Origin of the sequence: Nostoc sp. WHI (assembly GCF_015714725.1) — a bacterium.
In the GTDB taxonomy this organism is placed as follows: Bacteria; Cyanobacteriota; Cyanobacteriia; order Cyanobacteriales; family Nostocaceae; genus Nostoc.
On record NZ_WBKM01000250.1, the window covers coordinates 1 to 22,634 of the forward strand.

Here is a 22,634-nt window from a genome sequence, read left to right on the forward strand (position 1 = left end):
ATTCCCTATTCCCCATTCCCCACTCCCCACTCCCTACCCAACACCTTTGGCGATAAAAAAGGCTTCACCAATGGGGCCTAATGCTAATACTGGGAAGAATGTAAGTGCGCCCAAAATTAAAATCACACCTGCGGTAACGCCTATAAATAGTCCGGTATCGGTTCGCAATGTACCAGTCGTGTAAGGAACAGCTTGCTTACGCGACATACTATCTGCTAAAAACAGCAAACCCAAAATTGGAATATAGCGTCCAGCTAATAAACTGAAGCAAGTACTTAGATTCCACCACAGGGCAGTTGCAGTGGTTTTTGCGCCCGTCGCAGACATCGCTATTGGAGACGGTTGTGAATCGCCCAAACCTTCAAACCCAGAACCGTTGTTAGAAGCAGCTGAGGCGAATTCATAGATGACTTGAGCAAAGCCATGAAAGCCGGGATTACTAATTCCTGATAGTTGGTCAGCAAATGCTAGGGTGATGCCTGCGGGAATCATAATAGCGATCGGGTGAACCAGCAAAAGCAAGAAACTAGCAAGCACAACTTCCCGCTTTTCAATCTTGCGTCCAAGAAATTCTGGTGTACGTCCCACCATCAACCCTGTAGCGAACACTGCCAAAATCAGGTAAGTAAATAAGTAAGCGGTTCCTGTACCCTGTCCACCCCAAATAATTTGTAGGAACATATTGGAAAGGGTGACGAAACCGCCATTGGGCATAAATGAGTCGTGTAAACTATTAACAGCGCCGGTCATCGTGCCTGTGGTAACTGTTGCGAATAAGGCAGATTGTGCCCAACCAAACCGCACTTCTTTACCCTCTAAATTTGGTTGCGGACTTCCCAAAAGTGCATTTACAGCCGGGTTGCCGTTGTATTCACCAATGCCATTGATAATCACAAATACGATGAAAAGCACACTAACCATGCCATATACTAACCAAGCTTGCTTAGTGTTATTAGCAAATAAACCGTAGGTGTAAATCAAAGAACTGGGAATAGAAATCATCGCCACAATTTGAATCAAGTTAGAAAATCCGTTGGGATTTTCAAATGGGTGTGCCGAATTGATAGCGAAAAAGCCGCCACCATTTTCCCCTAATTGCTTGATAATTTCAAAATGAGCAACGGGGCCACGAGCGATCGCCTGACTAATATTTGGATCTTCCAAGGTAGGCAATACAACTGCACCCCCCAGTGTTTCGGGAACGCCAGATATCATCAAGGCGATGGTGCCCACAATGGAAATAGGCAGCAAAATTCGGGTAATTGAGCGAATTACGTCTACATAAAAGTTGCCCAACGTTCTCCCAGTCAATCCCCGAATAAAAGCAATCCCCACCGCCAAACCAGTCGCCGATGAGGTGAACATAAGATAACCAAGTCCCCATATTTGGCTGGCATAGCTCATGGAGGTTTCACCAGAATAGTGCTGCTGGTTGGTATTAGTAATAAAGGAAATAGTCGTATGCAGGGCTGTGTCCCAAGTTGGGGCATTTATTCCCGTGGGATTGAGGGGCAACCATCCCTGATTCATGATGATCAAGAAAATCAGCAAACCCATTGCTACGTTGCTGTAGAGGATTGCCCGCCCATACTGCCAGCCGGTCATGTTTTCTTTGGTTTGAACGCCTACCAACGAATAAAGCGATCGCTCAACCGGATTCAAAATCGGATCGAGAAAAGTACTTTGCTCTAAATAGACACGCGCCATATAGCGCCCAAAAAAGGGAGCGATCGCTACTACAATTAGTAGCGTTAATACAATTTGAATCCATCCTTGTAACATTAGATTCGTCGAACTCCGACATGAGTTAGGTTGAGATTATATCAGATTATGTTCCTGTGACCGATCAAAAAATATGAGAAATTTTCTTTTAGCTCAGAGTTATTTATTGCTTGATGAATATGCACTTTTCAGGTTAATTATGAAGCTTTTTTTCAAAGAACACAAGGTATAAATTTATATTTAAACTTAGATATAGATCGTTTGTTTTGATATATATCTGCAAGTATAGAAATTTATAGAGCGATCGCTTGCTTAAGATAGGTTTAGTAATACCTATTTTTGCAAACTTGCGAGTTTTCAATATAATAAATAGTTATATCATTACATCATTATGGAGCCGAAAGATACAGCCGCCCGATATGATCGAATTGCCCAATGGTGGCAGACTGAGCATCAAAATTCGCTCTATGCGATCGCTCAATTGGAGCAGGCTATAAAATTTACTTCTAAGAGGCACTCAGCTATTGACATAGGGTGTGGAAGTAGCGGACGTTTTATCAACGTCTTATCCAAGCATGGATTTCAGGCTGAAGGACTTGATATTTCTAGAGAAATGATAAATTTAGCCAAGCATCTCCATCCAGAAACCACGTTTTACATACAAGACATCTGCTCTTGGATTCCTCAGAAACTTTATAGCTTTATTTCTGCTTGGGACAGCACTTTTCATCTGCCGTTAAATATGCAAGAGCCTGTTATGAAAAAGCTATGCGATGCTCTTGAACCTGATGGGGTGCTTTTATTTACATGTGGTGGCACACATACAAACTGTGAGATTTCTGGGGCATTTCAAGGTCAGGACTTTGAGTACAGCACTTTGGGAGTAAATGGTTTTTTGCGGATTCTCACTGAGCATCACTGCCAATGCCGTCATCTCGAATTTGACCAATATCCTGAAAATCATGTTTATATCATTGCTCAAAAGACCTAACTAATCATTGCAGCAGCAGCATAAGTGTAATCGCAAAAAACCTCACCCTAGCTTTACCCAAAGGTAAATCTTTCCCTCTCCTTAGTAAGGCTACGGTGTACACACAAGTCTGAAGTTGTTCAAGAATCTGGGTTTTACCCAACCCTAACCACTGCTTGAATTCAATAAACGACCACCCGAATTCAATAAACAACCACCCGAATTCAATAAATGACCACCCGAATTCAATAAACGACCACCCGAATTCAATAAACGACCACCCGAATTCAATAAACAACCACCCGAATTCAATAGTCTTAATCCCTAATCAATAGACCTCTTGCAAAAGTCCTTCTTTTCGCTTTCTTCTTTGCGCCTTTGCGCCTTTGCGTGAGACAAAAAATTATTTATGCAAGAGGTCTAATAAAAAACCCTCAAGGCAAGATGAGGGCTTGGTACTTTTTTTCCAGATATCGACTCAATCCCTTCTACCCACGAGCAAGCGTAATCTGGGCGGTATTCTCTCGTTCCCAGTCTCCGACTGGGAATGCCTAGTGGGAGGCTCTGCCTCCAGTTAGACATTGAGCCAGAGACTCAATGAATGCATTCCCAGGCGGCAGCCCAGGAACGAGGAAAGCCTTATTTAACTCAATCCCTTCTACCCACGAGCAAGCGTAATCTGGGCGGTATCAAAGTTTTGTAGCCGAGTCATGTTTCCACTGGCTATATCCACAGAATATACAGCATTAGGTGTCTCATATCTCATAGCTCCAAAGGCCAGAAGTTGACCTGCTCCAGAGCAAACTAAGCTTTGTAAGCCATTATTCCATGCTTGACCATTAACTTTCAATTGTGCCAGTCTGATCGGGTTTTTTTGATTTGAGTCGAGCTGCACCAGAGTTGTATCACCATCTTTTCCAAGCAAGGAAGTATAGAGTTTTCCATCTGGACACTCAGCGAGATTACCCACCCGCTCATCGTTCGGGAATTTAACCTTACTAATAAAACTTATCTCTCCTGTTTGAAGGTTAATATCTACCAATCTGATAGGCGGTGTACCATTATTCTTACCTACTAGACCGATGAGTCGCCCATCATTAGTGCCAAGCAAACTCCCAAGCTGTTGGTTCTGTTTAAGTCCTGAGACTATCAAAGTTTTTATGGGCTTACCAAAAAATGTAATGCGAGTAGGTGTCGCCTGTTTCCTACTAGTGGTGACAGGAGAAATGGCAACGACAAGTGTGCCATCGCTTAAAGAAGTGAAGCCACTCACACTAAATATCTCATCAGACTCCAATAAAGGTATACTTTGATCCGCAAGTACCTCAGAGGTTAGTAAAGTTGGAAGTTGAGCCTTTCCTGTAATTAAGGATTGAAAAACAAATTCTACAGGTTTAATAGCTCTAGGTAAGCTATTTGGGACAGTGCTGTCTAATTCAGTGGTGTCTACCTCTGGAATAGCTGTTTGGTCAGTGCTGATAATCGGGCCAGAACCTATACCTATAATTTTTAAACCTGGTGTTTGCGCCAGAGCTTTGTTGCTTAGATAACTAAGCCCAGATCCTATAGTTCCAGCAAGTGCTAGCTGGCCAAACCGTCGCCGTGATACTTTGTACATATTTACACTCCTAAAATTAATAACTTTTATTGGGTAAAAGCTGCGTATCAAACGTAAACGGGTAAGACTAAATTAATCGCGTCCACCATGCGACTGAGGGTGTCCCATTGTTATCACTAATAAAAAGCATGTACCAGCCTGGTGGTGCTATGTTTCGGTTGTTTATTAGCGTGACATTGAGAGAAGTAGTGTTCCTAGAATTAATCACTACATCCACTAACCTTTGTTCTGTATCGCAGGAATGGGTGGTTGCCATTGGTCTAATTAGACTAACCCATTTAATATTTCCAGCTTGGGGTGTCTGAATCGTAAATTGCACTCCGTAATTCAATGTTTGAGGAGCGGTCTGAATGATTGGTCGTGACCGCAACATATATGCAGGACTGTAAATTTCTAATCGCAGTTCATTGACAGTCCGTCTAGGATTACCCCCAGCTATGGCTACCCTACCATCTGGCAGGAGCAAGGCCACCGAGTGATATACGCGGGGGACAATTTGTTTAGCTACTACTGTCCAGGTATTTGTGGCTGGATTGTAGATTTCTGCTGGCAGCATTGATTGTGTTGTGTCCTCACTCATTTTGCTACCATTGCAAACAAACACTGTGCGATCGGGCAACAAAACTGCGCTGTGATGCATCCGAGCATAGTTTAGAGAACTGGCTGCTACGTAAGTTGGGTTAGTAGCTTTTAAATCTACAATATTTACCCTGTTTGTTGCTGTATTACCACTACCCCCACCGATAATCATGACTTTTTGGTCTTGTGCTGGTGGTAAAAGCACACTGGCACTTTGGTTACCGAAAGTTGGGGCTTGCAACCCTGTCACCACTTTTTCTGTAATGGATTGCGTAAATGTTCCTGGCAGGGTTAGTATCGTTGGTGGTACTCCATTGTTGCCGCCCATCTGGGCACCTGAATAAAAAATGGTTCCACTACTTAGTAGAAACAGATGCGCGTATGCCGGGAAGGGACTAGTTGTTGGAAAAGCGTTCCAACCATTTGGAAATGTAGTAGAGTAAATTTCTGGTTGTCTGTTAAGCCTGCCATCTTTATCCGGCCCAGACAGTGCAAAGATCCGACCACTGCCTAGTGTTAACACAGTAGGGTACCAGCGACCATTATTCATTGATTGTCTCTTGAGCCATTTCTCGGTAATGGGATCAAACATAAAAGCCCAGAGCGAACCATAAAATGGGTCATAACGCAGAGTTCCACCCGCAACCATTAACAGACCATCAGGGCGGAAGGAATGACCAGCGCAAAAAAGGTCAATAGGTTGATTATTACTATCCAATGGAGGCGGTTGACGGGAAAAGGTTCCCTTACTTACATCCCAAACCACACTGTCATAAGGAGTATTTAACCGAGCGGGATCATTCCCTGAGCCACAGAAAAACAATACCTTACCAGTACGAAGTAGAGCGGCATGTATGGGTACGATGGGAGCATTATACGGCAATACTTGCCATTGGTCTGTAGTAGTGGCCTGAGCTATAAAAGTCCCTAAATCCGTTTCATCTCCGAGGATAGCCTTGTTATTAGGTTGAATCACTTTATTTGCAATTACTCCTACGTAAATTTTATTTTTTGCTATTTACAATACCTTTGCCAATTTACGAGGGTGAGTTGATATCTGAACTCCCTTTTCTCTGAGGCTTGGCAAAAACAATAAGTCCTAAAAATTCCTTCAAGGTTTCCCACAAGGTTTTTTAACGTATTGTCCGTAGTATCAAGGGTTTGATATTCCAAGCTACCTTATAAGCTAAACGCTTATGTATGGGTCATTTTGCCATTTTTGCCCAAATTTTTGTTGGCTCTTATTTTGGCAAAGGTATTGATTTAAAGAGTTTATTTCTAAAGGTGTATCTATATGAATACGTCATTAGGCTTATTTAATGTTAAGAAATGATGTGAGCAAAAGTACATAGCCTACCCTGCCTGAAACTAATAGATATATTTTTATTGACCTTCTCATCTGGGCTACGTTGAATGATAGGCAACCTTTTAAAAGATATAAAATTTTTAATCTTAGGAACAAATATCCACACAGACAATTATGAAGCTTATAAGAATTATTTATTACTCACAATACCAGCTAAAAACTAGATGAAGGTTAAAGAAAACAAGTATAAAAGTTAAGTTTAGATTAATAGTTGGTTGCTGAAAATATTTGAAAACCACTCGATTGAGCTTAACAGAAAGACTCTCGTCACTGGTACATAGTATCAAGTGCGCTTTTCAAAGCATTTCTGATGTTCAAAATACAACTATAAAAATTAATTAAGCAATTATTAAATATAGCATTATTAAATCTTTGGGAGAGAAAAAATATCCATATAGCTAATTATAAAGTTTATATAGTTTTTCCGATAAGATAACAGATATATATTTAATTCGGATTGCTATATTATGTGTTAAATGGTAAAAACAAAGTGGATAAACCAAATGATAAAAGGGAATCAACAATTGAATAGCCGTTGTAAGCAATCTAATCATATCTGTACTCAGACACTTAGTCTCGATCATAGATTCTAACTCGGCATGAAAGTCTATATCCGCCCCTTTTAACAGAACTATCCGCACTCCAGAACAGAGAGAAATTGGTAATTTATGGGTTTTTGATCGACCAGATATCATAGATTGAATTTGAAAAAGGGGAGCGATCGCCGTGATAATGGATACAGCACCGTTGGATAATATCCTGGGATTTTTGGCATTAATTAGCTATATTGTCACATTGTCTCCCACAATTTTAAGGATTGTTTTTCCGGAGGTACGACAGACTAGCATTCCTAAAATACTGTTGAAATATCGTCGCCACATTGGTATTTTCGCTTTCTTTTTTGCTTTAGCTCATGGATTTTTCTTAGTCCAAAAAAGAAACTTTGATTTTTTTGATTTCAAGACATATTGGATCTATTGTCAGGGAGTAGCCACTTTCACGATTTTTACAATTTTGGCCATTACCTCTAACGACTGGAGTGTAAAGAGACTCAAAAAGAACTGGAAGAAGTTACATCAATTGACTTACTGGGCTATGTTTCTTTTAATCTGGCATATTTGGGACAAGATGTCAGGTCACTGGACATATTTAACACCAATTGGAATCGTGGCTATTAGCGGAATAACAGTTTTATTCCTCGTCAGACTATGGATTGAACACCAGAATAAACAACAAAAAATGAATGGTAAAACATCTGAACTAAAATTGCCAGCAAATAGCATTAAATAGTAAAAACATCTCAACGAAAATCTCCAGTAAACAGCATGAAATAGCAGGGTAAGCACGTTTTTAATTTAAGCAGTTTTAATCGGGCAGAAATTGCTGTGATTTCATTCGATTTATCAGCTACTTTGGCTTGCCTATGCAGTGACCAATATCTAGGGCTGATTTATTCTGCTCTCTGTTGTAGGAACTTCTAAGAGTCTTGCCATCAATAGCAGGTATCTCGACAATACCATTCAAATTAGATGTCCTTACCCGGCGTTAAATAGCTTCATGAATTGTGGTACTTGTTTTGTAAATGGAGCTTCTTTTTATAATGTCAAAGCCAACTTATATAAAAGTTTTAGCCACCTTAGTAATAACGGCAATGGCGACTCCTGTTGGGATCTTCTGGTCTAAATCGCTTTCAGAATCAAAAACGCTCACATCTACCTCTAAATCTTGGACAAATACTCAATCTTCTAGTACTCTTAAAGGGCATTCAGCCTGGGTTTATGCACTCGCTTTTTTCCCGGATGGCAGGACTTTAGCCAGTGGCAGTTATGACGGCATGATCAAAATTTGGAATCTGCAACGTAGCAAATTACTCCACACCATAAAAGCACATGCCGATGCAGTTGAATCCCTCGCCATCAGTCCTGATGGGAATATCCTTGCCAGTGGTAGCTGGGATAACCGAATTAAGTTGTGGAATTTAAAAACTGATACCCTCATTAATACCCTCGAAGGTCATACAGATGATGTAAAGGCAATTGCCATCAGTCCTGATGGAATGTTACTAGCTAGTGGCAGTGCTGACAAAACCATCCGCTTGTGGAATTTGCACTCTGGCAAACTACTGCATACGCTTCCAGATGTAGATTGGGTAAGGTCTATCGCTTTTAGTCCTCAAGGTAATACCTTAGCTAGTGGTAGTGAAAATGGCATCATCAAGATTTGGCAGTTAGGCGATGGCAAAGCGTTGCGTGTGCTGGCGAAACATTCAGGGGCAGTTAGGTCAATTGTCTTTAGTCCCGATGGGCAACTTCTTGCTAGTGGCGGTGCGGATAAGACTATCAAGATTTGGCAGCCTAGCAATGGGCAAGTTATTCACACACTAACCGGACATTCCTCGGTGGTGTGGTCAATTGCCTTTAGCCCGGATGGACAGCAAATTGCCAGTGGTAGCTATGACAAAACTATCAAGCTGTGGCAAGTATCGACAGGCAAATTATTAAGCAACTTGGCAGAGCATTCCAAACCTGTTTGGTCAGTTGTTTTTAGCCCTCAAGGTAATACTTTAGCTAGTAGCAGTGGAGACGAAACTATCAAAATCTGGCCTGTATCTGTTTTCAGTCAAACTAAATCTAGTTCCACGTCGGAGTCAAAGTTACAGCGTTTGTAAGTAGGTTATTTTGTCATAAATTCGCCTGTTCGGCGTACCCCCATAAATAGAATTTAGGGGCTTTCTCGACGTGGATATCTCGTTCAAGTAATCGTTCAGCAAGTGCGCCGACAGCCCACTTGCTGAACGATTACCTTTTGAGTGCGATCGCATATTTGATATGCTATTCGTAAATAACAGACATCAGACGGTAAAGTTTAGTGATTTTTCGCAATGAGCATAATTTGACACTCCCCGCTTCTATTGAGACGGGGATTCTTGGTTCCCTGACTCGCCGTTAGACGACAGGCTTGCGCCAACCGCCCAAGAGGGCAAATCTCCCCAAGCGTAGCTTCCGGTGTGCCCCACCGTAGTTAGTCCTAATTTGAGAATATTGATGCTGGCGTTTACGTCCCTATCTTCTACATAGTTACAGTGAGGACAAACATGGGTTCTTGTAGATAGAGACTTCTTAACCTTTTGACCACAGTTAGAACAATTTTGACTTGTATTGTGGGGAGGCACAGCAACCGTTACCTTCCCATATTTATGCCCAAAATATTCTAACCATTGACGAAAAGTTGACCAACCAGCGTCAGATATTGACTTGGCTAAATGTCGGTTTTTGACCATACCTTTGACATTTAAATCTTCATAGGCGACCAAATCGTTAGATTGGATGACGGAGTAAGCTAATTTTTTGCAATACTCTTTTCGCTGCCTACTTACTCTTAAATGTTTACGCGCATACCTTTCTCGTGCTTTGTGGTAGTTGTTAGATTGTCGAACCTTGGTTTTTTTCTTTATGGCGCTGAACTTCTTGGACTTTTTACGATTAGCTCGGTTTAAAGCTTTCTCGGATTTACGGTAAAACTTAGGTGCAGGCTCAACCGAACCTTTGCTATCGGCAATGAAATACTTCAAACCTAAATCAATACCAACTACCTGGAGAGTTGGCTGTGTTTCAACTTTAATTTGAACATCAATGGCAAATTGAGTATAGTAACCATCAGCACGACGTACTAAACGGACACGCTTAATTTGCTTGATGTCGTAATAATTAAGGTCGTAGGTTCCCTTTAACTTCAAAGTTCCAATGCCTTTCTTATCAGAGAAAGTAATCGCTTTACGATTAGCGGAAAGTTTTAACCCAGTAGTCTTATATTCAACCGAACGACAATGTTTTTTAAACTTAGGAAACCCCTTTTTACCCTTGATTTTCTTTTTACAGTTGTCGTAAAACCGTGATATTGCAGACCATGCGCGTTCAGCAGCAGACTGTCTAGCCATTGAATTAAGTTCATCGGCAAAAGGAAATTCAGAGGCAAGTACAGCGCAATATTTATTTAATGCATACTTGTCAATTTTCTTGTCTTTGTTGTCCATCCAGTGACGTAAACACTTGTTCTGGATGAACTGACTAGTAACAATAGCATCGTCTATCGCTCTATACTGCTTGTCTTTTCCTTTGACTTTGAACTCGTAAATTATCATCGGTTCGACCCAACCAACTACATATTTATACTATCATTCTTGGTATAAACTAACAATCAATGTCAAACAAAACTTCACTTGTGTTGAGCGGAGTCGAAACACGGAGTCCTAAAGGACTCAACTAGCTTTCATCAAGAGCCTAAAGTACGAAAAACGCAACTGCGTTGCTGTTTCTCAGGGGTTGTCAGCATTTTCCTTATAAAGTACAGGCAAAGCGTAGTAAAGTTGAAGTAGTAAAACTTAGGTGTGTTGTAGGTGTGGAAAAGTTTCCACTAGAAATCGAACGGCAGATACAGTGGTAATGTCAATCGCTCCCAAAGCAAGATTGTCGCCATGATCAACTCAACTCCAATGGATGACGATAAAAATCTCCCAAAGAAAAAGGGCAGCACACTGCCTCCCAAGCTGATCATCTGGCTGGGAAAGTTTGTCTGGACGAGTATGTGGCACATAATGATGTCAAAGCTTGCTCCTAGCAATCAGTCGGGAGCGTATACTCGTCCTAATAGCCAGTTTCGGAAGTTCATCGGCACAGAGTCAGGAAATCCACACCCACCTGCAACGGGGCGCTACAAACTGTATGTTGGGCTGGGCTGTCCTTGGGCACACCGTACTTTGGTGGTGCGATCGCTTAAAAAACTTGAAGCGGTAATATCAGTATGTATCGTCTCTCCTTCTCCCATTGAAGGCGGTTGGATATTCAACCAAGCAGAACAGGGTTGCCGTACACTATTTGAATTTTATCAGCTGGCAGAACCAGGCTACAACGGACGTGTTACAGTTCCAATTTTATGGGACGACCAAACAAAAACTATTGTCAATAATGAAAGTTCAGAGATTATTGTAATGCTGAACTCTCAGTTTAACGAGTTCGCCAACAATCCCACACTTAATCTCTACCCAGAAGAACTCAAAGAGAAAATTGACTGGTGGAATGAGAAGATTTATCACGCGGTAAATAACGGTGTGTATCGCTGCGGCTTTGCCCAGAGTCAGGAAGCATACAATCAAGCCTGTAATGAACTATTCGCAACTCTCGATGAGATTGACACTGCATTGCAGACTAATCGATATCTGTGTGGGGACAATCTCACACTGGCTGATGTGCGTTTATTCACGACGTTATTTCGTTTTGATAGTGCCTACTATGGGTTGTTTAAGTGCAATAGGCGGCGAATTCGAGACTATCAGAATTTGGGAGGCTACCTAAGTGATCTATATCAGCTTCCAGGTGTTGCTGATACCTGCGATGTAGATACTGTGAAGCGGGACTACTACGGGAACCTATTCCCACTTAATCCCGGTGGAATCATTCCCGATGGCCCTGATATGTCGGCTCTTAATCAACCACATGGGCGCGATCGCATCGGCAAAGTGAATGCTTCATAAGGTACATTGAGAACTGATACCCGATGGCTATATTCTGGAGTTGGTGTAATCGTGAACCAGATTAATCGAGTTGCAATTGTCGGGGGAACTCATGGCAATGAGTTTACGGGAGCTTACCTGATCCAAAAATTCGACCAGTTTCCAGACTTGATTACTAGACCAAGTTTTGAGACAGTCACTCTGTTAGCAAATCCTAACGCTTTTGCAACAGCAAGGCGATATGTAGAGAAGGATTTAAACCGATGTTTTCTCAAGCAAGATTTACAAGATTCTACTCTGGGTAGTTATGAAGAATTGCGAGCCAAATCAATCCAGGATACTCTAGCATCAAACAGGGATAAACAAGTAGACTTCATCATAGATTTACATAGCAGTACAGCGAATATGGGTCTGACAATTATTTTGGTAAACAGTCATCCCTTAAATTTGAAGTTAGCTGCTTATCTGAGCCAGATTAATCCTTTGGTGAGGATTTATCGCTGTTCTTTTAAGTCAATTGAAGAAAACCCATTTCTAAATTCTCTGTGCGAATTAGGCTTTGCGATCGAGGTTGGCCCCATTGCTCAAGGTGTCTTAAAAGCGACGCTGTTCCAACAAACGGAGGAACTTGTTCACGCGGTTTTGGACTATCTGGAAGGGTTTAACCGGGGTGAAATTCCATTAATTAACGAGACGTTGATTCTCTATGATCACTTATCAATTGTAGACTATCCCAAAAAACAGGATGGTACAATCTTTGGGATGGTTCATCCAGAGCTTCAAGACAAAGATTATCAACCCTTGCTCCCAGGAGATCCAATGTTTTGGACTTTTGATAATAAAACAATTCTTTATGAGGGAGAATCTACTGTTTGGCCTATATTTATTAATGAAGCAGCTTACTACGGTCAGGGAATTGCAATGTGTTTGACTCAGAAACAGCAAATCAATATCTAGGATGTTGAGAAAATTTTGCTTGACCCGTAAAGCTCTAATACGTTTCGGTTAAGGCAAGAGACGCGATAAATCGCCGTCTCTACAATAATCAATCTTTCGTCGTGACGACGATTTATCGCGTCTTATCGATCTAGAATTTTCATCCAAAAACCTTAACCGAACCGTATTGCGTAAAGCCCAAACTTAACACTTAATTTACGCTTCAAATTGTCCAAATACTTGAATTTATAATGAAAAGCAAACGACAAGGGAACAAACCAATAGCCAGTCTCTCTTTAGATTTGGATAATATTTGGTCTTATTTAAAAAATCAGGGCGCTCCGGGTTGGGAGACTTTTCCCTCTTATCTGGATATTGCAGTACCTCGGTTCTTAGATATTCTCCAGCAATGGAATTTGACAATCACAGTGTTCATTGTGGGTCAAGATGCGGCGCTGGAAAAGAACTTTAAGGCATTACAAGCGATCGCTAATGCCGGACACGAAATTGGCAATCATTCATTCTATCATGATCCTTGGCTACATCTATATTCAGAGGATGAAATTGAAGAAGAAGTAGTGCTGGCAGAAAAACATATCAAGCGCGTCACTCATCAACACCCTGTCGGCTTCCGGGGGCCTGGATACAGTTTTTCTCCGGCGGTATTGAAAGTTTTAGCACGGCGGGGATACGAATATGATGCTTCGACTTTTCCCACATTTTTGGGGCCCATAGCACGAGCTTATTATTTGATGACTTGTAAACTGAGCAAGGAAGAACGCAAGAAACGGGAAGCTCTGTTTGGCGGTTTCAAAGACGGTTTGCAGCCTTTAAAACCTTACCAGTGGCACATGGGTAAGGATAAACTTACTGAGATTCCCGTTACCACCATGCCAATTTTCAAAATACCAATTCACTTCAGTTACATAATGTATCTGAGTACATTTTCTTCTGAACTGGCATTACTCTACCTGCGAATTGCCCTGTGGTTGTGCAAACTTACACGCGTCCAGCCTTCTTTACTACTCCATCCTACAGACTTTTTAAGTCAAGAGGATGTGCCAGAACTGTCATTTTTTCCTGGTATGAGCGTCCCCACCTATAAAAAGCTCGCAATAGTGAACAAAAGTTTGGAACTTATATCTAGTCAGTTCAATGTTTTAACTGTTGGACAACACGCCAAATTTGTAGCTGGTGTTCGTCAACTACCAGTATTAGTGCCTCAAAAGAGGTAAAAATATCCTCTATTACCAATTACAAGAAGCAAACAAATTAGCGACAATCTCAACTAGTTCTTCTGGATCAACTGGTTTAGATACATGAGTCTGAAAGCCAGCTTTCAAAGCGCGAATACGACTCTCGCTATCGCCATAGGCGGTTAAGGCAATAGCTGGGACTTTTCCCCCCATATCTGGCTTGAGCGCACGTATTTTGCGGATCAAAGTGTACCCATCTTCGTTAGGCATACCTATATCAGAAATTAATATATCAGGTTGCAATTGGGGTAATATTTCCCGTGCTGTGGCTGCTGATGGAACTGCTACGATTGTGGCTCCATCTGCTTCTAATACTGTAGTGACAAAAAAGCGAATATCATCATCATCTTCAACTACGAGAATATTTAAGCCAGCAAGAGCCAGAGAAGATTGCATAAAAAATGAAATTTTAATTTTGTCTAATAATAATGCTGATCTAAAATATAGAATGGTTAAAGATTTTGTTCTACTCTATCCATAAGGGTAACAATGTCGTAGATAACAATAGCTTTCAACTATTTTCTATTGTATCTCTGTAGAACTTTGTATGATGTTACTAATGCCAATGCACACCTTTATTAACTATTGTACCATTGAGAGCAATAACTCTAAATCTCCCGATAAATTGGGAGACTTTGATTCCGGTTCCCCCCTTAAAAAGCATACCGTGTACACACAAGTCTTTCCAAAACCTCAAGAAAGGTTATGCTACGCAAAACCTGTCCCTCTCCTTGCTAAGGAGAGGGATGTCCGCCAGGACAGGGTGAGGTTTTCCAAGGATTTCGGGTAATTCGATGACTTGTGTGTACACCATAGCTTTTTAAGGGGGGTTAGGGGGGATCTAAAAGTGCCTAAAGTCACAGCAAAACACTTTTCAAACAACCTCTTAAAGCGTCATGGGATTTTAATCTAATAACAAAAACTTTTATTAGTCGTTTAGATAATATTCAGCAACTAAATAGCATTACAATTATCAGGAATTTTACTGAGCCATCAAGACAATAAATATTACTAATATATACATAAATATTGTCAGGATGTTGAATATGTCAAATCTACCGCTTCAGTACAAAAATTTGAAAGAGCAAGTTGAGTCAATATTACAACTTTTACAGCAAGAACCAACGCTACGTTCTCAAGATATTACATCTGTACAAACTTCTTTAAGTAAGGCGATTTCTCCAAAGTTTGAGATTGTATTTGCAGGTGCTTTTAGTGCTGGTAAATCAATGCTAATCAACGCACTATTAGAGAGAGAATTACTATACAGTGCAGAGGGACATGCTACAGGTACAGAATGCAAAATCGAGTATGCAGAAGTAGATAAAGAACGTGTTATTTTGACCTTTTTAAGTGAAGCAGAGATTCGAGAACAAGTAGTTTCTTTGTGTCAGCAACTAGGATTTAAGACAGTACCTAATATCAACCAACCTGATTTAATTAACTTGCTACGTCAATATTCTGAAACTATTATTGAGCAGGAGGGTGGTGAGAATAAATCAGAACGTGCAAAACAGGCGAAGGCGTTAATGTTGCTGGTAGAGGGATATATAGCAAACCGCGATCGCATCAACACAGTTAATAATGCTACATATTCAATGGAGCAATTTAACTTTTCTAATCTCAAGGAAGCGGCTGGATATGCGCGTCGTGGTAGCAATAGTGCAGTATTGAAGCGGATAGAATATTACTGTAATCATCCTCTACTACAAGATGGTAATGTAATTGTTGACACGCCGGGTATCGATGCACCGATTGAAAAAGATGCAGAACTAACTTATGCCAAAATTCAACATCCTGATACTTCGGCGGTAGTGTGTGTGTTAAAAGCTGCTGCGGCGGGTGACATGACAAAAGAAGAAACAAAACTTTTGGAATTAATGCGGGAGAATAGTGGAGTACGCGATCGCGTTTTTTATATCTTTAACCGGATCGATGAAACTTGGTACAACACCCAGCTACGACAACGATTAGATGATTTAATTAGTGGACAATTTCGCAATCCAAGCAAGGTTTATAAAACCAGTGGATTACTAGGATTTTATGGAAGTCAGATTAAACAAACAAGCCAACAAGATAGATTTGGTTTAGATTCTGTTTTCGCAGAAAGTATCAAAGGTTTGGATGGGAAAGAGGAAACACCACAATTTATTAATGAGTTTAATCGTTACTGTGCTAACTCAGGTAAATTGTCAGCTAGTAAGTTCCGCATTTCTGTAAACAGTTTTGAAACTCCTAATCAAAATTATGTGCGGATTTTGAAAGATTCGGGAAACGAACTTATAGAACAGCTAATTCAAGATAGTGGTATTGAGGAATTTCGCACAGCTATTACTCGCTATCTGACTGAAGAAAAGCGTCCGCAATTGTTTAAAAATCTTGCTAATGACTTGGAAGACGTTTGTATTAAACTGAAGAAACATTATCAGAATGTACAAAGGGATTTAGATAGTCAGCCACAAGAAATTGAAACTATGAAGGCGCAAGAGTTGCAACGCCTAAATCAGCAACTCCAGCAAATTGGGAGAGACTTTAGTGAGCATATCAAAGCAGAAGTTAACCAAATAATTAATAATTCCTGCGATGCTTTTGAAGCAGATTTTAAACAATTGCAATCACGAATGATTCGCCGTCTAGATGAATTACTAGATACTTTTTCTGTAGCTTATGCTTATCGACGTGCAACCATCAGTCATCCTCGCAATGCTACGGCACCTTTACTTGCTATTTTAGTAGAAGCATTCTATTACTTAGCAAATCAATTAGAAGATATTTTGGTTAACTCCTCTCAGCAAGTAGTTGGGAATTATTTCCAACGGTTAATTGAAAAGATTCGCAAGTCAGAATATTATCGCCAATTGTATCGTTTATTAGATAATGATGGCGGAATTGAACAAGAGATCAGAATTTTAGAAAAACTAGTTACTCAAGCATTAGTGAGTGCAGCTAGTGTAGAGTGCGATCGCTATGTGCGAGAAAGTCCGAGATTTTACGATGAAGGCACTTTTTCTATATATCAATTTCGCCAGACTTTATTACAAACTTCTCAAGGTTACGACGCTGAAAGTATCGTGGAAGCAGAGCCAGCAATTAGGCAGTTATTGAAATTAGATTTTGAGCCAAAAGTTTCCCACACTATTCGTAAATCTTTCCGTCAAACTATTAACCAAATTCTCAAAACTCAGTTGTTACCAATGGCCGAAAACCAAGCAGATGAAATTTTACAGCAGTACCCACAGGCGCGTGCTTATGTAGAAAAAACACTGCAACAAGAAGCTGAGGAAAAAATTGCGGCTAATCGGCGATTATGGAATGCTACTGGAGAAGATATTGAAGCATATAATTCAGCAGCTTCTAGTATCAATACTTGTTTACAGGCGATGCAATTATATGACCATTTATTGCCTGTAATTAGTAATGCAGATGTATGTGTTACTCCTGATTTATTAGATGCTGATGGCAAATTTACTAGTAATGGATTTGTGATTTCAGATGGGTTACTTGATGAAGTAGCAGAGGTTTAGTATTAATATCAGATAAACACAACTAGTTTTGGATCTGTGTAGCTTCTAGTTAGTGACTTTAGCGCTCATAAACTACAGCTTTGCGTAAAGTAGAAAAATTTCAAAAAATTGAGGTTGATATTGAAGATGGATTAAAGCTAATCGAGTATAATGAAGGTGATGTTTTGGACTTCGGAGGCAACACATATAAAGTTGCTAACTTAGACAAAATAATCTCATCAAAATCCTATAAAGCACGTTTCATAAACTGTTGCACATTTCCGTAGATTTCACCAACCAATCCATCAAGTTCGTGCTTTATATCTTCATATCTTCCAAGTTTGCTAGTCCACATACCATCATCTAACTGTTTAGCTACGTGCTGTGGCTCACCGTTTTCTTTTAGATATATAGCAATCTTTTCAAATCCAGCTTCAATTTCCGCATTAGTGGATATTTCGTAACCGCAAATTTGGAATGCAATAGTAAATGCTTGTAGTGTTTGCTCTCTAGGGGCACTCTCAGGCCAGTAATAATCCTCTCCGGGAGTAGGAGACCACCAACGGTCATCTTCATTATTAATTGCCCAAGCAATGCAATTGTATTCAGATGTGAATTTGCTTGTGATTTCGTATGTAGTCATGGCTAAGTTAGGCCAATCAGCTTCAAGTTCAGCATTTGTATCCATGCTGTCTACCCCAATCCAACCAAGCCTCTGCCATTTTTTTTAGCCTCCCTCTATCTTCTGGCTTAATAGGATTAGCTCCAGTGATGGATCTTAATGCCCAAAACCAGTGTTCCGGCTCTCTGCTTAGTTCTTCAAGAATTAAAGGCACTGCATCTGTCCCCATGCCTATTATTTGTTGATATGCAGTGTGTAAAATGATATCACTCATTAATGACATATGCTTGGTTTCGCTACGCCATTGTAAGCCAAGTTTAATGAAAGTGTCTTTTAGCTCTGCTTGCCTTAATAGATAACTTGACGGACGGTTTCTTGTTTGCTTTGCTTTCTGAGGTTTACTTTTTTGCAGTAAAGATTGTTCAGAATAAACATACAACACTTTTTCTTCTCTCCCAAGAAAAGGCTCTTGCCTCCAGCTTTTAGTTCTCAATAACGCTGATTTGCTTGTTTCAGTTTTAAGTTGATTACTCAAATAAATATCGTAGTTATTATCTTTGAGTAAATTGAAACTACTGTAATTTTCCTGAATTGACACAGGAGAGACACAAAGTCTGCGAAATTTAGGAAAATGCGAATATTTGCTTAATTTTTTAGTATTTACTTTTTGAGTCCAAAAGTTTATTTTATCTTTCGCTTTTTCTAATATCACCATATTCCTACCCTAATTGTTGATTGGAAATTTTTGATATTTATACGGTTAAATCAATCTTGTTATTCATCGTCATCTTCTATATTTTCTAACACTTCACTTTCTAGTGCAGGGTTTATACACTCTATTTCTGCTTTTTTTAAAACAGATCCAAGAGCCTCTCTATTGTCTATTGCAATAACTATTTGCTCATGCAAATTTTCTAAATCATCTGAGTCAAGAGCTACATAAAATTCTTTAGTTCCCTCTGCATCTTTATATTGGATTCTAAGTGTATAAGTTAAAACAACAGCTTCTAATTTTCTCTCAGTTTCTGAGTCAAATACAGGTCTGATATCAGTAACAATCCTTGAGTCTGAAAATATTCGCTCATGTTCAATCAGTAAATCAGAAGCTTTATCCAAAATATCTAAAGAAAAAGCAATACTTTCTAAAGCTTTTAGTAGGCTGGATAACCTCTGTTTAAAAGGTTCTATTTGCTCTGATTTGAAAAATTCAGCAAATTCAGCATCTTGTTCTATAGAACTACTGACCAAAGCCACAATAGCTTCATTAGACAAGTTTTGTTCTTTGTATAATTGCCTTAAAGATACTAGAGTAACAACAACATTTACAGCAGTACGCCTATCAAGTTTTTGTGTCTGAACTATTTTTTCAGAAATTTTATATACAACGTTTTCGAGAGTCGGAGGAAAATCCCGTAAAACTGATATAATTACATCAATAACATCATCATCAGTGTTTAAAAGAAATTCAATCCCAGATTTATACTGATCAGGAATTTTTAAATCCATAAATTATCCCACTCTTACTAAAAATACTTGAAGCACAAATACTATGCAGCAATTGTAGTGTACTTTGCAGTACTGAAATGTATACACATTACATTTTTACTATAAAGGATGAGCAGTCTTGTTTAAGCCTCGAAAGGAAATAGGCGATGCCTACGGTGAGCTACGCGATCGCGCCACAGTAATTTTGATTAATATTTTAAAAGACAGCATGAATTTCTCCTCGCTATGTTACGACTAACAGAAGTAAAGCTCCCGCTTGATCATCCTGAAGATGAGATCAAGACTGCCATCCTCAAAAAGCTGCAAATCACGGACGAAGAATTGATCAGCTATTCCATCTTCAAGCGTAGCTACGATGCCCGTAAGAAAGGAGAGATCACCCTTGTTTATATTCTGGATGTAGAAACGACTCAGGAGACTCATCTACTCAAGCGCCTGAAAAAAGATCCTCATGTAATGGTTACGCCAGACATGAGTTATCGCCCAGTGGCACGAGCTATCAGCAATTTGGCGATTCGCCCCATCATCATTGGTACAGGGCCTTGCGGCTTGTTTGCGGGTTTAATGCTCGCGCAAATGGGCTTTTGCCCAATCATTTTAGAACGTGGCAAAAAAGTCCGCGATCGCACCGTTGATACTTTTGGCTTTTGGAAGAAAAAATCAGACTTCAACCCCGAATCCAATGCCCAGTTTGGCGAAGGTGGTGCAGGTACATTCTCTGATGGCAAACTTTATAGTCAGGTCAAAGATCCTCAGCATTACGGACGCAAGGTACTAACCGAACTCGTCAATGCGGGAGCCTCACCGGAAATTCTCTATATTAATAAACCGCACATCGGCACATTCAAACTAGTCGGAATCGTCCAAAGTATCCGCGCCCAAATCGAATCCCTCGGTGGCGAAATTCGCTTTGAAAGTCGGGTTGAAGATATCAACATCGAAAATGGACAGGTGCGGGGAATCACCCTCGCCAGTGGGGAATATATCGCCAGCGATCATGTGGTTCTGGCGGTGGGTCACAGCGCCCGCGATACTTTTCAAATGCTATTTGATCGCGGGGTTTACATTGAGGCTAAACCATTTTCTATCGGCTTTCGAGTTGAACATCCTCAGTCTCTCATCGACCAATGTCGTTTCGGCGCTCAAGCTGGTCATAAGATTTTAGGCGCTGCCGATTACAAACTGGTTCACCACTGTGAAAATAATCGTTCCGTCTATAGTTTTTGTATGTGTCCAGGGGGTTTGGTGGTTGCAGCCGCATCAGAGCCGGGGCGACTTGTCACCAATGGGATGAGCCAATACTCTCGTAATGAGCGCAATGCCAACAGTGCGATCGTTGTGGGCATCACCCCCGATGATTATCCGGGCAACGCTTTGGCGGGAATTGACTTTCAACGGCGCTTGGAAGAACAGGCATTTGAGTTAGGCGGCGGGACTTATGAAGCTCCAGGGCAGTTGGTGGGAGACTTTCTCAACCATCGCCCCTCTACGGCATTGGGCACAGTTAAGCCGTCTTATACACCTGGGGTACATTTAGGTGATTTGAGCCAGAGTTTACCAGATTATGCGATCGCCGCCATCCGTGAAGCACTTCCCGCTTTTGATAAACAAATTAAAGGATTTGCGATGGATGATGCCGTGTTGACTGGGGTGGAAACCCGCACATCGTCACCGATTCGGATTAAACGTAATGAGAATTATCAGAGTTTGAATACAGTCGGTCTTTATCCGGCTGGTGAAGGAGCGGGATACGCAGGGGGGATTCTCTCGGCTGGTATCGATGGTATTAAGGTGGCGGAGGCGGTGGCTTTAAGTATTTTACGGAATTGCAATCGTAAAATCTGAAATAGTGAATGCGATTTTGGGTTAAGAGCGGAATGGCACTAAGTTAAGATACAGCACTTGCCCTGACTGGTTCCCAGCCTCTAGGCTGGGAATCCTATTGGGAGGCTCCGCCTCCTCTTTCTTGACGAGAGGCAGAGCCTCTCAGAATACATTCCCAGTCTTAGACTGGGAACGAGGTGACACAAGCCTTTGGGCTTTTCTTAGTACCATTCGGTTAAGAGCGATCGGCTGTTAAAAAGCTACGATTGTGGGAGACGCGATGATAAATTCCGATGCTAATATTCAACCAAGATGGATGGATAACTACTTAACTTTTACATTTTGTCCCCTGAGGAGTAGCATCAGGATAATAGGTAATGATCGCTTTTTCTTTCCTCACAAAAACTGTAGGAAAGGATATACCCGTTTCTTGGTCACGCACATTATAAATACACGCTCCCTCACTGTTCCCTTGGAGTTTAAATATTTTGGTGGCATCTAAAAGCATTTCTTCGGCGTTGCTGAGGTAGCCATAGCCTTTGATGACATCTGTTACTGTACGATTTTCCTGCTTAATTACTATACCCATTGTATAAATTACATTAGAAACAACTTCCTCTCGTCCCTGATTATTTGCCAGGCGTCCGCCTATTTTTTCATTTTGTAACTGTAAATATCTGCCGTAAAAATGTAAGCCACCAATATCATTGGCGTTATATATTTCGCCACAAAATATATGTTCAAACCCGCGACGTTTGAACCAAATATTAGTTAAATCTTCAATAAAGTTTGCTTTGTTACGCCGTCCCGGACGAAGTTCACCGCCGCTAGCTTGCTGAAGTTTCTGCACTACATCTGGATAATAAGATAACAATTTTTTAAAATTATTGGAACTAACTTTAGTACCAATAGGGCCACAGAGTTTTAGTACAGCTTGGTCAAAAGAATTTAACTGCGGTGGTGGTGGTGTGATATCTACCTGTTGTCCTGGAGGGAAACGAACAGGAACGGGGTTATCTACATTATCAAAAAACGGCAGAAGTTGCGGATCTGGCTGAGGCTGCGCGTTCACTGAATTTTGCCAGCAAAAAGGGGAAACCAGTAGCAAAACAGCAAACATCCTTACCATTTGCTTTGACTTATTGATTACAGAACTTGGCTGCATAAATTTTAAATTAATTACTTAGATGATAGTACTACATCAAGTTTAATTTGATGTATAG

The 22,634-nt window shown here is 40.5% G+C and carries 18 protein-coding genes; 8 read left to right on the forward strand and 10 right to left on the reverse strand.

Annotated features, from left to right (window positions below):
- Positions 1-33: 33 nt before the first annotated feature.
- On the reverse strand, positions 34-1,782 hold the full coding sequence (kdpA, locus tag F8S12_RS25675; protein ID WP_196519127.1) for a potassium-transporting ATPase subunit KdpA: 1,749 nt from the start codon (positions 1,780-1,782) through the stop codon (positions 34-36).
- Between the two features lie 331 nt (positions 1,783-2,113).
- On the opposite strand from kdpA, the gene F8S12_RS25680 reads away from it, so the two are divergent.
- Positions 2,114-2,713 carry a class I SAM-dependent methyltransferase gene (locus F8S12_RS25680; protein WP_196519128.1) on the forward strand — a complete coding sequence of 200 codons (600 nt, stop codon included), beginning with the start codon at positions 2,114-2,116 and terminating at the stop codon, positions 2,711-2,713.
- A 144-nt stretch (positions 2,714-2,857) separates the two neighbouring features.
- Here the strand turns inward: F8S12_RS25680 and F8S12_RS25685 are convergent, their stop codons facing one another.
- The 3 genes from F8S12_RS25685 to F8S12_RS25695 form a co-directional block, all read right to left on the reverse strand.
- Positions 2,858-3,004, reverse strand: a complete 147-nt coding sequence (locus F8S12_RS25685; RefSeq protein ID WP_196519129.1) for a hypothetical protein — start codon at positions 3,002-3,004, stop codon at positions 2,858-2,860.
- A gap of 346 nt (positions 3,005-3,350) precedes the next feature.
- The gene (locus F8S12_RS25690; protein WP_196519130.1) at positions 3,351-4,310 is read right to left on the reverse strand and encodes a hypothetical protein; all 960 of its coding nucleotides are present in this window, start codon (positions 4,308-4,310) and stop codon (positions 3,351-3,353) included.
- A 67-nt stretch (positions 4,311-4,377) separates the two neighbouring features.
- Positions 4,378-5,865: a galactose oxidase-like domain-containing protein gene (locus F8S12_RS25695; RefSeq protein ID WP_196519131.1), complete on the reverse strand. Its 1,488-nt coding sequence runs from the start codon at positions 5,863-5,865 to the stop codon at positions 4,378-4,380.
- A gap of 1,122 nt (positions 5,866-6,987) precedes the next feature.
- On the opposite strand from F8S12_RS25695, the gene F8S12_RS25700 reads away from it, so the two are divergent.
- A complete protein-coding gene (locus tag F8S12_RS25700) occupies positions 6,988-7,545 on the forward strand; it encodes a ferric reductase-like transmembrane domain-containing protein (RefSeq protein WP_196519132.1) in 558 nt (185 codons plus the stop codon).
- A 310-nt stretch (positions 7,546-7,855) separates the two neighbouring features.
- Positions 7,856-8,923, forward strand: coding sequence for a WD40 repeat domain-containing protein (locus tag F8S12_RS25705; RefSeq protein WP_196519133.1), 1,068 nt, complete (start codon positions 7,856-7,858; stop codon positions 8,921-8,923).
- A 240-nt stretch (positions 8,924-9,163) separates the two neighbouring features.
- Here the strand turns inward: F8S12_RS25705 and F8S12_RS25710 are convergent, their stop codons facing one another.
- A complete protein-coding gene (locus tag F8S12_RS25710) occupies positions 9,164-10,396 on the reverse strand; it encodes an RNA-guided endonuclease InsQ/TnpB family protein (protein ID WP_196519134.1) in 1,233 nt (410 codons plus the stop codon).
- 333 nt (positions 10,397-10,729) lie between these two features.
- On the opposite strand from F8S12_RS25710, the gene F8S12_RS25715 reads away from it, so the two are divergent.
- From F8S12_RS25715 to F8S12_RS25725, 3 genes are all read left to right on the forward strand, one after another.
- Positions 10,730-11,785 (forward strand): glutathione S-transferase family protein, encoded by a 1,056-nt coding sequence (locus F8S12_RS25715; protein ID WP_196519135.1) that lies wholly within the window; start codon positions 10,730-10,732, stop codon positions 11,783-11,785.
- A 51-nt stretch (positions 11,786-11,836) separates the two neighbouring features.
- Positions 11,837-12,721, forward strand: coding sequence for an aspartoacylase (locus F8S12_RS25720; protein WP_196519136.1), 885 nt, complete (start codon positions 11,837-11,839; stop codon positions 12,719-12,721).
- Positions 12,722-12,951: 230 nt separating this feature from the next.
- Positions 12,952-13,935 (forward strand): polysaccharide deacetylase family protein, encoded by a 984-nt coding sequence (locus tag F8S12_RS25725; protein WP_196519137.1) that lies wholly within the window; start codon positions 12,952-12,954, stop codon positions 13,933-13,935.
- 12 nt (positions 13,936-13,947) lie between these two features.
- On the opposite strand, the gene F8S12_RS25730 is transcribed toward F8S12_RS25725, so the two are convergent.
- A complete protein-coding gene (locus F8S12_RS25730; RefSeq protein WP_196519138.1) occupies positions 13,948-14,352 on the reverse strand; it encodes a response regulator in 405 nt (134 codons plus the stop codon).
- Between the two features lie 650 nt (positions 14,353-15,002).
- On the opposite strand from F8S12_RS25730, the gene F8S12_RS25735 reads away from it, so the two are divergent.
- Positions 15,003-17,480: a dynamin-like GTPase family protein gene (locus tag F8S12_RS25735; RefSeq protein ID WP_196519139.1), complete on the forward strand. Its 2,478-nt coding sequence runs from the start codon at positions 15,003-15,005 to the stop codon at positions 17,478-17,480.
- 226 nt (positions 17,481-17,706) lie between these two features.
- Here F8S12_RS25735 and F8S12_RS25740 read toward each other — a convergent pair whose 3' ends face one another.
- Genes F8S12_RS25740 through F8S12_RS25750 form a run of 3 tightly spaced genes read right to left on the reverse strand, consistent with a single transcriptional unit; the run spans position 17,707 to position 19,587 of the window.
- Positions 17,707-18,147, reverse strand: a complete 441-nt coding sequence (locus F8S12_RS25740; protein WP_196519140.1) for a DUF7689 domain-containing protein — start codon at positions 18,145-18,147, stop codon at positions 17,707-17,709.
- Positions 18,131-18,796: a hypothetical protein gene (locus tag F8S12_RS40955; RefSeq protein WP_230968274.1), complete on the reverse strand. Its 666-nt coding sequence runs from the start codon at positions 18,794-18,796 to the stop codon at positions 18,131-18,133. Before F8S12_RS40955 ends, F8S12_RS25740 begins: the two co-directional genes overlap by 17 nt.
- 59 nt (positions 18,797-18,855) lie before the next feature.
- Positions 18,856-19,587, reverse strand: a complete 732-nt coding sequence (locus tag F8S12_RS25750; protein ID WP_196519141.1) for a hypothetical protein — start codon at positions 19,585-19,587, stop codon at positions 18,856-18,858.
- Positions 19,588-19,812: 225 nt separating this feature from the next.
- On the opposite strand from F8S12_RS25750, the gene F8S12_RS25755 reads away from it, so the two are divergent.
- On the forward strand, positions 19,813-21,432 hold the full coding sequence (locus F8S12_RS25755) for an NAD(P)/FAD-dependent oxidoreductase (RefSeq protein WP_196519142.1): 1,620 nt from the start codon (positions 19,813-19,815) through the stop codon (positions 21,430-21,432).
- Between the two features lie 307 nt (positions 21,433-21,739).
- Here F8S12_RS25755 and F8S12_RS25760 read toward each other — a convergent pair whose 3' ends face one another.
- Positions 21,740-22,540: an EndoU domain-containing protein gene (locus F8S12_RS25760; protein WP_442946831.1), complete on the reverse strand. Its 801-nt coding sequence runs from the start codon at positions 22,538-22,540 to the stop codon at positions 21,740-21,742.
- Positions 22,541-22,634 lie beyond the last annotated feature (94 nt).

What these genes read in the sequence shown, in the direction of transcription:
- kdpA (WP_196519127.1), bottom strand. Translation starts at nt 1,782, where the DNA reads ATGTTACAAGGATGGATTCAAATTGTATTAACGCTACTAATTGTAGTA.
- F8S12_RS25680 (WP_196519128.1), top strand. Translation starts at nt 2,114, where the DNA reads ATGGAGCCGAAAGATACAGCCGCCCGATATGATCGAATTGCCCAATGG.
- F8S12_RS25690 (WP_196519130.1), bottom strand. Translation starts at nt 4,310, where the DNA reads ATGTACAAAGTATCACGGCGACGGTTTGGCCAGCTAGCACTTGCTGGA.
- F8S12_RS25700 (WP_196519132.1), top strand. Translation starts at nt 6,988, where the DNA reads ATGGATACAGCACCGTTGGATAATATCCTGGGATTTTTGGCATTAATT.
- F8S12_RS25705 (WP_196519133.1), top strand. Translation starts at nt 7,856, where the DNA reads ATGTCAAAGCCAACTTATATAAAAGTTTTAGCCACCTTAGTAATAACG.
- F8S12_RS25710 (WP_196519134.1), bottom strand. Translation starts at nt 10,396, where the DNA reads ATGATAATTTACGAGTTCAAAGTCAAAGGAAAAGACAAGCAGTATAGA.
- F8S12_RS25715 (WP_196519135.1), top strand. Translation starts at nt 10,730, where the DNA reads ATGATCAACTCAACTCCAATGGATGACGATAAAAATCTCCCAAAGAAA.
- F8S12_RS25725 (WP_196519137.1), top strand. Translation starts at nt 12,952, where the DNA reads ATGAAAAGCAAACGACAAGGGAACAAACCAATAGCCAGTCTCTCTTTA.
- F8S12_RS25730 (WP_196519138.1), bottom strand. Translation starts at nt 14,352, where the DNA reads ATGCAATCTTCTCTGGCTCTTGCTGGCTTAAATATTCTCGTAGTTGAA.
- F8S12_RS25735 (WP_196519139.1), top strand. Translation starts at nt 15,003, where the DNA reads ATGTCAAATCTACCGCTTCAGTACAAAAATTTGAAAGAGCAAGTTGAG.
- F8S12_RS25740 (WP_196519140.1), bottom strand. Translation starts at nt 18,147, where the DNA reads ATGGATACAAATGCTGAACTTGAAGCTGATTGGCCTAACTTAGCCATG.
- F8S12_RS40955 (WP_230968274.1), bottom strand. Translation starts at nt 18,796, where the DNA reads ATGGTGATATTAGAAAAAGCGAAAGATAAAATAAACTTTTGGACTCAA.
- F8S12_RS25750 (WP_196519141.1), bottom strand. Translation starts at nt 19,587, where the DNA reads ATGGATTTAAAAATTCCTGATCAGTATAAATCTGGGATTGAATTTCTT.
- F8S12_RS25755 (WP_196519142.1), top strand. Translation starts at nt 19,813, where the DNA reads ATGTTACGACTAACAGAAGTAAAGCTCCCGCTTGATCATCCTGAAGAT.
- F8S12_RS25760 (WP_442946831.1), bottom strand. Translation starts at nt 22,540, where the DNA reads ATGGTAAGGATGTTTGCTGTTTTGCTACTGGTTTCCCCTTTTTGCTGG.